This window comes from Acidovorax sp. (assembly GCF_016783915.1).
In the GTDB taxonomy this organism is placed as follows: Bacteria; Pseudomonadota; Gammaproteobacteria; order Burkholderiales; family Burkholderiaceae_C; genus Acidovorax.
The window spans coordinates 1-11,624 of record NZ_JADHVT010000145.1; the positions used below are offsets into that span (position 1 = coordinate 1).

Genomic DNA, 11,624 nt, shown 5'->3' on the forward strand with positions numbered 1-11,624 from the left:
TGCTGCTCGGGTTTGCACTGGGCTCGGTGCAGCCCATGGTGATGAGCCTGCTGCACCAGATCACGCCGCCGGCCCGCCATGGCGAAGCACTGGGCCTGCGGCTCATGGCCATCAACGCATCCAGCGTGCTCATGCCCATGCTGTTCGGCTCCGCCGGGGCCGTGATTGGGGTGGGAGGGCTGTTCTGGGTGGTGGGCTGCGCTGTGGGGGGCGGTGCACGGACGGCGTGGCGCATGGGCGAAAACCACCCCGCAGAGTCCCCCCAAAAAGGGTAAACAGGTGTAAATTGCCCCCACCCGGGAGCGGGTTTCGAGAGGGGGCGTTCATGTACCTGCGAATTTGGTCACGGCGCGTGCTGCCATGGTGCGCGGTTCTGGCGTGGGGTGGCAGTCTGTCGAGCGCTGCGCGGGCCGAGGACGTGGTGCAACAAGCGCTGGCGTTGGTTCAGCAAGGCCAGGCGCTACAGGCCTTCCGCTTGCTGGATGCACAGGAGGCACAGCGCGCAGGAGACCCCGCGTTTGACGCAGCCATGGGCGACGCCGCGCATGCCGTCGGCCAATACACACGGGCCATCATGGCGCGCGAGCGAGCGCTTGCAGCGCAGCCGGGCAGCCTGGAGGCCCAGGTGGCCCTGGGGCAATCCCTGCAGGCAGTGGGCGACCGCAGGGGGGTGATGGCCTTGCCCGCACCGGTGCAGGCCGCGCTGATTCCGGTGGATGCCGGGCATACGCTCGATCAGTTTCTTTATTCCTACGATCGCCTGGATGCAGGTGGGCGCTCTTCGCTCAAGGGCTATGTGGAGCTGGGCGTCGGGCACGACTCCAATGCCAACGCAGCGCCCGTGGTGGGCGAACTGCAGTCGCCTGTACCTGGCACCCCGGCATGGGCGTTGCTGCCCGAGGCCCTGGCAACTTCGGGCAACTATGTGGTGGCCCAAGCGGGGTTGCGGGGGCGGGCAGTGCTTGATTCACGCTGGTCGGTGGTGGGCACTGCAGTCGGGGCTGCCCGGCACTACGCAGGCGGCGCCGACCGGTTTGACCACACGGCGCTGGATGGCACCCTGGGCTTGGCCTGGCGGGCCGAGCGCCATGAACTGATTGCGTCTGCCCAAGGGTCTTACTACGCACTGGACGGCGCGCGCCTGCGCACCATGGGCGGCCTGCTGGGTGAGTGGATCTACCGCATTGACGGGTTTCGCCAGTGGGGCAGTTTTGTGCAGGTGCTCGACGTGCGTTACCCCGCCCAGGCACTGCGCAATGTGCGCCGCAGCGTGGTGGGCACGTCGTATTCCCATCTGTTTCGCAACGGCTCATCGGCCTATGGCGGCGTGTATGGCGGCCAGGAGCGCGCCCAGGCCAGTGGTGCCTACGCGCTGGGCCACCGGTTGTGGGGCCTGCGGGCCGGGGGGCAGTGGCCCCTGGCGCCTCGGTGGTCGGTGTTTGCCAGTGCGGACTGGGAGCACCGGCGCTACGGCGGGCAGGACCCGTTTTTCGCGGTCACCCGTACCGACCGGCAGGCCCAGGTGGCCCTGGGGCTGAACTGGACGCCATCGCCTGGGTGGCGGGTCACACCGCAATGGTCGTTCACGCGCAACGCATCCACGCTGCCCATCACCGACTATGAGCGCCGGGTGTTCTCCATCACCGTGCGCCGGGAGTTCTGAATGCTGTTACGTAGCTGGTCCTGTGCCGACGCACCTTGGAGTTGTCTATGACGTCAGACCAAAAACGCGCTCGGCTGGCGCTGCTGATGGGCATGGTGGCGGCCTGGCCCCTGACCGGGTTGGCCGCTGCCGGGCTGGTGCAGTTCACGGCTGGAGACGTGCAGCTGCGACGGGGTGAGACCTTGTCCCGCCTGTCCAAGGGCGCCGAACTCGATGGTGGAGACGTGGTGCTCACCGGCACAGAAGGCAGGGCCCAGATACGGTTCTCCGACGGGGGGCTGGTGGCCTTGTATCCAGACTCGCAGTTCACCGTCACCCGATATGCCGACGGTGCAGGGACGGGCGAAGACCATTTTGTGGTGAACCTGCTGAGGGGTGGCATGCGCGCACTGACGGGGCTGATCGGTAAGCGAAATCCGGCCAATTACAAGGTGGTCACACCGACGGCGGTGGTGGGGATTCGGGGATCGGCCTTCTTGTTGGCCATCGACGCCAACGGCCAGGTGTTCGTTTCGGGGGAGCAGGAGGAGATCGAGGTGTGCACCCGGGCGGGCTGTGTGGGCGTGACGGCGGGCGAAGCCGTGCTGGTGGTCTCGGACCAGGACCTGCCGGTCTACACCCATACCCGAGCGTTGCTGCCGGTGCCCCAGGTTCAGACACCTTTGCTGGCGGGAGACCAGCTGGATGTGCAGGGGCGCCGCGCCTTTGTGTACATCGTTCCGGCGCCGGTATCCGTTCCCGTTCCACCGCCGCCAGAGGCTGCGCCACCCCCTGCACCCGTGCCTGTGTCGCCACCACCTCCCACTGGCGCGCCCCAGCCGGGCACCCCTGCGCCGCCCGCAACCACACCCACCACACCGCCGCCTCCCACGCGGCCTACGGCACCCCCACCGCCGGTGACAACGGCTCCGCCGCCTGCTACCACGACGCCACCGCCCCCAACGGTTCGGCCACCCATCGTGTTCATTCCGGTGCTGCCCATCATCCTGCGCCCCCCGCCTCCGCCGCCTCCGGTGATCCGGTAGCGGGGCGAGCCACAGCAACCTGACCGGGGCGCATGCCTCAGCGCATCGTTACGCGTCAGAGCTTGTAGAAAGTCCGGATCAAATCCCAGGCTTCCTGCGGGTTGTCGGTGTAGTGAAACAGGTTGAGGTCCTGCGCGGAGATCGTGCCTTCTTCCACCAGCACGTCGAAGTTGACAAGGCGCTTCCAGTAGTCAGTGCCGAACAGCACGATGGGCACGGGTTTGGCCTTTTTGGTCTGCACCAGGGTCAGCACTTCAAACAGCTCGTCCAGCGTGCCAAAGCCGCCAGGGAAGGCCACCAGCGCCTTGGCGCGCATCATGAAATGCATCTTGCGCAGCGCGAAGTAGTGGAACTTGAAGGACAGCGATGGCGAGATGAAGCGGTTGCCGCTTTGCTCGTGGGGCAGGGCGATGTTCAGTCCCACGTTCAGTGCGCCCGCATCATGGGCGCCCCGGTTGGCGGCCTCCATGATGCCCGGGCCGCCGCCGGTGCAGATGTAGATGCGGTCGGCAGGGCGCTGGCGTTCGCTGTAGTCGGCCACCAGCTTGGCGAACTGGCGGGCCAGGTCGTAATAGCCTGCGTTGCGTACCGCCAGGCGCGCGCGGCGCACGCGTTCGGCGTCGCCACTGGCCTCTGCCTCGGTCAGCTGGGCGGCTGCTTCGTCGGGCGCCACAAAGCGCGCGCTGCCGTACACCACCACGGTGCTTTCAATGCCTTGTTCGGCCTGACCGAGGTCAGGCTTGAGCATTTCGAGCTGAAAGCGGATGCCGCGCGTTTCGCGGCGGAACATGAATTCGGGGTCGGCGAAGGCCATGCGGTTGGCATCGGCCTGCAGGGGGTTGCCGTTGTGGGCGTGGTTGTGCAGCTCGGCCCAGGCATCGGCCAGGCGGCGTTCGTTGAGTTGGGTGTTGGCTTCCATGAGGGGCTCGTGTATCGGTAGGTGAACAGACAAGAAAGGGGCGGCACCGGCAGCAGCGGTAGCAGCGGGTATGGGCCCATGCAGTGTGGCGTGGATTGATGACGAAATGACGTGCTAGTGCAGGAATATCAAGCGCGAGATGCTATGAAATGCGAAGCACTTTGCATGCCAAGCACTGTGAGGCCCAGGGAGCCCACCAGGTGCAAAGCCGTGGTGCCCAGTGCCAGGGCGTAGCGCTGCACCATCAGCATCTCAACGACTTCGGCCGAGAAGCTGGAGAAGGTGGTGAGCGCGCCCAGAAACCCGGTGACCAGCGCCAGCCGCCATACTGGGTCCAGCTGGGGCATGGCGTGGAACACGGCCACACACACGCCAATCAGGTAGCCGCCCACCAGGTTGGCGGCGAGTGTGCCCCAGGGAATCAGCCCGCCGGGGCTGAGCCACAGGCCCAGGCGCCAGCGCGCCAGTGCGCCCACACAAGCGCCGATGCAGATGGCAAGAACGTTCAACATCGGACCATTGTCGCTGGATTTTGAGGCGTCAGATGGGCTGCTCTCCATCCCTCAAAACGCCAAGCGGGGCGTCCCCGGTGGGGGCGCCCCGCTTGGTGGTGCCGCTGGCGGCCGGTGTGTTCAGCGCGCCGACATCTGCTGCGGCAGCCAGGTCACGATGCCGGGGAAGACATAGATCAACGCCACGGCGCCACACATCAGAAAGAACATGGGCATGGCCACCTTGGCGATCCAGGGCAGCTGGCGGCCTGTCATGCCCTGCAGCACGAACAGGTTGAAGCCCACGGGAGGAGTGATCTGCGCCATCTCCACCACCAGCACGATGAAGATGCCGAACCAGATGGGGTCGATGCCGGCCGCCTGTACCGTGGGCATGAGCACGCCCATGGTCAGCACCACCATCGAGATGCCGTCGAGAAAGCAGCCCAGGATGATGTAGAAAATGGCCAGCGCCACGATGAGCTGTGCCTGGTTCAGGCCCAGCGACGCAATCCATTCCGCCAGGTGGCGCGGCAGGCCGATGTAACCCATGGCCAGCGTGAGGAAGGCGGCGCCGGCCAGGATCAGCGCGATCATGCAGTACAGGCGCGTGGCGCCCATCAGCGAGTCCTTGAACGTGCCCCAGGTCATGGAGCCCTGCACGGCCGACAGGACCAGCGAGCCGACCACACCCACGGCAGCGGCCTCGGTGGCAGTGGCAAAACCGGTGTAGATACTGCCTAACACGGCTGCAATCAGCAGCACTACGGGGATCAGGCTGCGCGACTCCGACAGCTTTTGCATGAAGGTCATGCGCACGTCGGCAGCAGGCACTTGCTCGGGGTGGCGCAGTGCCCAGACCATGATGTAGCCCGAGAACAAGGCGGCCAGCAAGATGCCCGGCAGCACGCCCGCAATGAACAGCTGCGAGATGGACACCTCGGCTGACACGCCGTAAACGATCATGATGATCGACGGGGGTATCAGCAGGCCGAGAGTGCTGGCCCCGGCCAGCGTGCCCACCACCATGTGCTCGGGGTAGCCCCGGCGCGTCAGCTCGGGCAGTGTCATCTTGCCGATGGTGGCGCAGGTGGCAGCGCTCGACCCCGACACGGCGGCAAAAATGGTGCAGCCCACCACGTTGGTGTGCAGCAGCCGGCCCGGCAGCGCCTGCACCCAGGGTGCCAGGCCCTTGAACATGTCTTGCGACAGCCGGGTGCGGAACAGGATTTCTCCCATCCAGATGAACAGGGGCAGGGCCGTGAGGGTCCAGCTGGAGGCGCTGCCCCAGATGGTCACCGCCATCGCATCGCCCGCCGGACGTGCGGAGAACAGCTGCATGGCGATCCAGGCGACGCCGGAGAGGGTGAGCCCGATCCATACGCCGCTGCCCAGGATCAGGAACAGTGACAGTACGAGCAGGCCGGTTATGGCGAGATCACTCATGGTAGGTCGTGCCGGGTTTATTCATTGCGCAATGCTTCGCTGGATGTGGCATCCACACGCTTGCCCATCATCTCCAGCACCAGCTCGTCCAGGAAGGCGATCGCCAGAATCACTGTGCCCACCGCCATGGCGATCTGCGGAATCCAAAGAGGCGTGGCGTCGCTGCCTGTGGAGATATCGTGGAACTCGTGCGACTGCCAGGCCAGCTTGCAGCTGTACACCGCAAACAGCAGCGCCAGCAGCGAGGCAATGGCCAAAGCCCAGATCTCGAACGCCTTCTTGGCGCCGCCCTTCAAAAAGTTGAGCAGCAGCGTGACGCGGATGTGTTCGCCGCGCTTCAAGGTGTGCGCCAGCGCCAGAAAACCTGCGGCGGCCATCAGATAGCCCGCATAGGCATCCGTGCCCGGCACATGGAAGTGGAACTGCCGGCTGGCGATGGACAGCAGCACCATCCCCAGCAGGCCGGCCATGAAAAGCGCCGCCAGGGCGGCGGCGCTGTCGTACAGAAAGTCCAGCAGACGACGCATTTGCGTGGGCGCCTGGGCTTACTTGCGGTAGGCGTCGATCAGGGCCTTGCCTTCGGGGCCTGCCTTGTCGAGCCATTCCTTGAGCATGGTGTCACCCACCTTGGCCATGTCGGCCTTCAGTGCGGCGGGTGGGGTCACCACGTCCATGCCATTGGCCTTGAGCTTGGCCACTGTGTCTGTGTTGACCTTGGCACTGTTGGCCCAGCCGCGTGCTTCGGCGTCGGCACCCGCCTTCAGCAGCGCGTCCTGGCTGGGCTTGTCGAGCGCGTCAAACGCCTTCTTGTTCACCAGCACGGCGTTCTTGGGCAGCCAGGCCTGGGTGTCGTAGTAGAACTTGAGGTGCTCATACAGCTTGCTGTCCACGCCAGTTGCGCCCGAGGTCATGGTCGATTCGACCACGCCTGTGGCCAGGGCTTGCGAGAACTCTGCGGCTTGCACCGTCACGGGTTGTGCACCTACCAGCTCGGCGATGCGCGCAGTGGCGGGGCTGTAGGCGCGCCACTTGATGCCCTTGAGGTCAGCGGCTGAGGACAGCGGTTTCTTGGTGTAGATGCCTTGTGGAGGCCAGGCCACGGCGTACAGCAGCATCATGCCCTGTTCAGCCAGTTTCTTTTCGAGGAAAGGCTTCTGCGCCGCATAGAGTTTTTTGGATGCGTCGTAGCTGTCAGCCAGGAAGGGCAGGCCATCCACGCCAAACAGCTGCCATTCGTTCTGGAAGTTGGCCAGCAGGATCTCGCCCATCTGCGCCTGGCCGCCTTGCACGGCGCGCTTGATTTCAGGGGCCTTGAACAGCGCGGCGTTGGCATGTACGGTGATCTTGAGCTTGCCGCCCGTGGCTTTGTCCACATCGCCAGCCAACTGCACCATGTTCTCTGTGTGGAAGTTGGTGGCCGGGTAGGCGGCGGCCAAGTCCCACTTGGTCTGGGCGAATGCCGAGGTGGCAGACAGGCCCGCAGCCAGTGTCAGGGCGAGTGCGGTCACGGGGAAGATTCGACGCTTCATGGATATTGCTCCGCAGGGTTGTATGTACAAGGTTGGATGTAACAAATCACTGTATCGGAAGCCGATCCGATTGCGATAGGTGTTTTGCCTAAACGCTGACAAATTGCCAACAAATTACCATCGACTTACCTACAATGGCCTATGCATATCCCGTGCCAATGGCAGAACCTACAGGCCTGAACTTTCCATGAAACCTGAAGCCAAGTCCAAGGCCAAGACCGACTCCGGCCCCATTGTTTCTTCTGCGCATCTGGTGTCGGCGCAGAGCGCAGAGATGAGCGAGTTCGAGTTCGGCCTCATCGTGGCGGGCAACGCGTTCCACCGCTGGGTGGTGCACTGCATGGCGGCGGCGGGTCTCAAGGACCTGACACCGCTCGACGTGGTGGTGCTGCACCACGTCACGCACCGTGCGCGCGACAAGCGCCTGGCCGACATCTGCTTCATCATGAACGTGGAAGACACGCACCTGGTGAACTACTCGCTCAAAAAGCTGCAGACCCTGGGCGTGGTCGCCTCGCAAAAAAACGGCAAGGAAGTCACCTACGCCGCCACCGACACCGGCCGCGCCTATGTGCAGCGCTACCGCGAGATCCGCGAGAGCTGCTTGATCGATGCGCTCAAAGCCGACGACGCGCTCAACCGCGACATTGGCGAGCTGGCCCGTTTGCTGCGTGTGCTCTCGGGCATGTACGACCAGGCAGCGCGCTCCGCAGCGTCGCTGTGACAACCTGCCCCTGGTTTTTGAGTTTTGAATGAAATTGGGCTGCAGCGCATTTATTGAAAGCGTTGGCAGCTATTGATTAGATAGCATTACCATGTCCCAACAAGCTTCTCCTTTGTCCCGCTGGCAATTCTGGATTGACCGTGGAGGTACCTTCACCGACGTGGTGGGCAAGCGGCCAGACGGCACGTTGGTCACGCACAAGCTTTTGTCTGAGAACCCGGAGCAGTACAAGGACGCTGCCGTGGCGGGCATCCGCCACCTGCTGGGCCTGCAGCCCGGCGAGCCCGTGACGCCTGCGCTGGTGGAGTGCGTGAAGATGGGCACTACCGTGGCTACCAACGCGCTGCTGGAGCGCAAGGGCGAGCCCACGCTACTCATCACCACCAGGGGCTTCAAGGACGCGCTGCGCATTGCGTACCAGAACCGCCCCCGTTTGTTTGACCGCCACATCGTGCTGCCCGAGTTGCTCTATGAGCGAGTCGTCGAAGCGCAGGAGCGCATGGGGGCACAGGGCGAAGTGATCGAGCCGCTGGACGAAGCCCACCTGAAAGAACGCCTGTGGGCTGCCTACGACGCGGGGCTGCGCAGCGCGGCCATCGTGTTCATGCACGGCTACCGCTACGCCGCACACGAAGAAGGCGCAGCCCGCATCGCGCGCGAAATTGGCTTTACGCAGGTCAGCGCATCGCACGCCACCAGCCCCATGATGAAGCTGGTGAGCCGGGGCGACACTACGGTGGTGGATGCCTACCTCTCGCCCATCCTGCGCCGCTACGTGGACCAGGTGGCGAGCGAGATGCCGGGCGTGAAACTGTTCTTCATGCAGTCGTCGGGCGGGCTGACAGACGCGCAGGTGTTTCAGGGCAAGGACGCGATCCTGAGTGGCCCTGCAGGCGGCATCGTGGGCATGGCACGCACCGCAGGCCTTGCGGGCCACGACAAGGTCGTCGGCTTTGACATGGGTGGCACTAGCACCGATGTGAGCCACTACGCGGGCGAGTTCGAGCGCGAGTTCGAGACGCAGGTGGCCGGTGTGCGCATGCGCGCGCCCATGATGAGCATCCACACCGTGGCAGCCGGTGGTGGCTCCATCCTCGGCTTTGATGGCGCGCGCTTCCGCGTGGGCCCCGAAAGCGCTGGTGCTAACCCAGGCCCCGCCAGCTACCGCCGTGGCGGCCCGCTGGCGGTGACGGATGCAAACGTGATGGTGGGCAAGATCCAGCCCGCGCATTTCCCCCAGGTGTTTGGCCATGCCGCCAATGAGGCACTCGATGGCGATGCCGTAGCGCAGAAGTTTGGCGACCTTGCCACGCAAACCGGCCGCAGCGCCGAGGATGTCGCCCACGGCTTCATCCAGATCGCCGTGCAGCAGATGGCCAACGCCATCAAGAAGATCAGCGTGGCGCGCGGCTATGACGTGACGCGCTACACGCTGCAATGCTTTGGCGGCGCGGGCGGCCAGCATGCCTGTCTGGTGGCCGATGCGTTGGGCATGACGCGCGTTTTCGTGCACCCGCTGGCGGGCGTGCTCAGCGCCTACGGCATGGGCCTGGCCGACCAGAACGTGATCCGCGAGCAGGCCGTGGAAACCAGGCTGGTGCCAGAGGCGTTGGCGGGCATCGAAGCCACGCTGGACCAACTGGCCACCACCGCACGCACCGAGCTGGAGCGCCAGCAGGTGGGCGCGGGCACTGCGGTGGTGCACCGCCGCGTGCATGTGCGCTACGAGGGTAGCGACTCGGCCCTTATCGTGCCGTTTGGCTCGCTGGCTGAGATCACCGCCGCGTTCGAGAACGCTTACCGCCAGCGTTTTGCCTTCCTCATGCAGGGCAAGGGCCTGGTGGTGGAGGCCGTGTCCGTCGAGGCCGTGGTGCCCGGGGATGCCCCCGTGGAGCCGCGCCACGCACTGCAGCCTGCGCGCGAGGTGCCGCGCCGCAGCACCGTGCGCATGTACACCGGGGGCATCGATGGCGTTGCAGCATGGCACGACGCCGCCTTGGTGGTGCGCGAGGATCTGCGCCCGGGTGACGTGATCCCCGGCCCCGCCATCATTGCCGAGAAGAACGCCACCACCATCGTGGAGCCCGGCTGGGAGGCCGCGCTGACCGACCTGGACCACCTGCTGCTCAACCGCCGCGTGGCGCGCGCCGTGCAACATGCTGTGGGCACCACGGTGGACCCGGTGCTGCTGGAGGTGTTCAACAACCTGTTCATGAACATTGCCGAACAGATGGGGCTGCAGCTGCAGAACACGGCGTATTCGGTGAACATCAAAGAGCGACTGGACTTCAGCTGCGCGCTGTTTGACACCGCTGGCAACCTGATCGCCAATGCGCCGCACATGCCCGTGCACCTGGGCTCGATGGGCGAGAGCATCAAGACCGTGATCCGTGAGAACGCGGGCAAGATGCAGCCCGGCGATGTTTACGTGCTCAACGACCCGTACCACGGTGGCACGCACCTGCCAGACATCACGGTTATCACGCCGGTCTACATTGCCGACGAAGCCGAGCCTACGTTCTATGTGGGTAGCCGGGGCCACCACGCCGATGTGGGCGGCACCACGCCGGGCTCCATGCCGCCGTTCTCCACGCGCATCGAAGAAGAGGGCGTGCAGATCAACAACGTGAAGCTGGTGGAACGCGGCGTGCTGCGCGAGGCCGAGATGATTGCGCTGCTCGAAAGCGGCGAATACCCCAGCCGCAACCCCCAGCAGAACATGACCGACCTGCGCGCGCAGATCGCCGCCAACGAGAAAGGCCAGCAGGAGCTGCGCCGCATGGTGGCCGAGTTTGGCCTGGACGTGGTGCAGGCCTATATGCGCCATGTGCAGGACAACGCCGAGGAGTCCGTGCGCCGTGTCATCACGCGGCTGAAGGACGGTGCGTTCACGCTGCCACTCGATAACGGCGCGCAGATCAGCGTGGCCGTGAAGGTGGATGCGAAGAACCGCAGCGCCACCATCGACTTCACCGGCACCAGCCCGCAGCAGACGAACAACTTCAACGCGCCCACGGCGGTGTGCATGGCGGCGGTGTTGTATGTGTTTCGCACGCTGGTGGACGATGACATTCCGCTGAACGCGGGTTGCCTGAAGCCACTGAACGTCATCATCCCGCCCGGCAGCATGCTCAACCCCAACCCACCGGCCTCGGTGGTGGCGGGCAACGTGGAAACGTCTACCTGCATCACCAATGCGCTGTATGGCGCGTTGGGCCTGATGGCAGCCGGGCAGTGCACCATGAACAACTTCACGTTTGGCAGCACGCGCTACCAGTACTACGAGACCATCTCGGGCGGCAGCGGCGCGGGTGGTGTGTGGAATGCCAACGGGCAGTTGGTGGGCGGGTTTGGTGGCACCAGCGTCGTGCAATGCCACATGACCAACTCGCGCCTGACGGACCCCGAGGTGCTGGAGTTCCGCTTTCCGGTGCGGCTGGAGGGTTACGAGATCCGCAAGGGATCGGGCGGTGCCGGGCAGTGGAAAGGTGGCGACGGCGGCGTGCGCCGTGTGCGCTTTCTGGAGCCCATGACGGCCAGCATCTTGTCCAACGGCCGCCGCCATGGCGCGTTTGGCATGGCGGGCGGTCAGCCGGGCGCCGTGGGTATCAACAAGGTGGTGCGCAGCGATGGCCGGGTGGAGCTGCTGGATCACATCGGCCAGGCAGAGATGCAGCCGGGCGATGTGTTCGAGATTCACACCCCCGGCGGTGGCGGGTTTGGTGTGCCTGGGGCGAAATAAGAGCCAAAACTGTTGCAGGCGCTTGTTTTATATGCGCCTGAAGCTATCAAATCAGGAGTAACTGATCAGGAGTCTTTGGCTTCTG

Annotated in this window: 10 protein-coding genes; 5 read left to right on the forward strand and 5 right to left on the reverse strand. The window is 64.8% G+C overall.

Annotated elements, in window-relative coordinates; all coding sequences use genetic code 11:
* The 3 genes from ISS20_RS20000 to ISS20_RS20010 all read left to right on the forward strand — a co-directional run.
* Positions 1–275 (forward strand): MFS transporter (locus ISS20_RS20000; protein WP_366828566.1); only part of this gene is annotated, 275 nt, incomplete at its 5' end.
* Between the two features lie 50 nt (positions 276–325).
* Positions 326–1,663, forward strand: a complete 1,338-nt coding sequence (locus ISS20_RS20005) for a hypothetical protein (protein WP_291438896.1) — start codon at positions 326–328, stop codon at positions 1,661–1,663.
* 47 nt (positions 1,664–1,710) lie between these two features.
* Positions 1,711–2,688 carry a FecR family protein gene (locus ISS20_RS20010; protein WP_291438898.1) on the forward strand — a complete coding sequence of 326 codons (978 nt, stop codon included), beginning with the start codon at positions 1,711–1,713 and terminating at the stop codon, positions 2,686–2,688.
* Positions 2,689–2,743: 55 nt separating this feature from the next.
* Here ISS20_RS20010 and ISS20_RS20015 read toward each other — a convergent pair whose 3' ends face one another.
* From ISS20_RS20015 to ISS20_RS20035, 5 genes are all read right to left on the reverse strand, one after another.
* Positions 2,744–3,607 carry a TIGR00730 family Rossman fold protein gene (locus ISS20_RS20015; RefSeq protein WP_291438901.1) on the reverse strand — a complete coding sequence of 288 codons (864 nt, stop codon included), beginning with the start codon at positions 3,605–3,607 and terminating at the stop codon, positions 2,744–2,746.
* A gap of 128 nt (positions 3,608–3,735) precedes the next feature.
* Positions 3,736–4,119 (reverse strand): fluoride efflux transporter CrcB, encoded by a 384-nt coding sequence (gene crcB, locus ISS20_RS20020; protein ID WP_291438903.1) that lies wholly within the window; start codon positions 4,117–4,119, stop codon positions 3,736–3,738.
* Positions 4,120–4,239: 120 nt separating this feature from the next.
* Entirely contained in the window at positions 4,240–5,544 is a 1,305-nt protein-coding gene (locus ISS20_RS20025; protein WP_291438905.1) for a TRAP transporter large permease subunit, read from the reverse strand.
* Between the two features lie 17 nt (positions 5,545–5,561).
* The gene (locus tag ISS20_RS20030; RefSeq protein WP_291438907.1) at positions 5,562–6,071 is read right to left on the reverse strand and encodes a TRAP transporter small permease; all 510 of its coding nucleotides are present in this window, start codon (positions 6,069–6,071) and stop codon (positions 5,562–5,564) included.
* Between the two features lie 18 nt (positions 6,072–6,089).
* On the reverse strand, positions 6,090–7,073 hold the full coding sequence (locus ISS20_RS20035) for a TRAP transporter substrate-binding protein (protein ID WP_291438909.1): 984 nt from the start codon (positions 7,071–7,073) through the stop codon (positions 6,090–6,092).
* Between the two features lie 187 nt (positions 7,074–7,260).
* Between ISS20_RS20035 and ISS20_RS20040 the strand changes: the two genes are divergently transcribed.
* Both ISS20_RS20040 and ISS20_RS20045 read left to right on the forward strand, forming a co-directional pair.
* Complete coding sequence (locus tag ISS20_RS20040) at positions 7,261–7,797, forward strand: winged helix DNA-binding protein (RefSeq protein WP_099730477.1); 537 nt, start codon at positions 7,261–7,263, stop codon at positions 7,795–7,797.
* Positions 7,798–7,888: 91 nt separating this feature from the next.
* Positions 7,889–11,539 carry a hydantoinase B/oxoprolinase family protein gene (locus ISS20_RS20045; protein WP_291438912.1) on the forward strand — a complete coding sequence of 1,217 codons (3,651 nt, stop codon included), beginning with the start codon at positions 7,889–7,891 and terminating at the stop codon, positions 11,537–11,539.
* Positions 11,540–11,624: the final 85 nt, after the last annotated feature.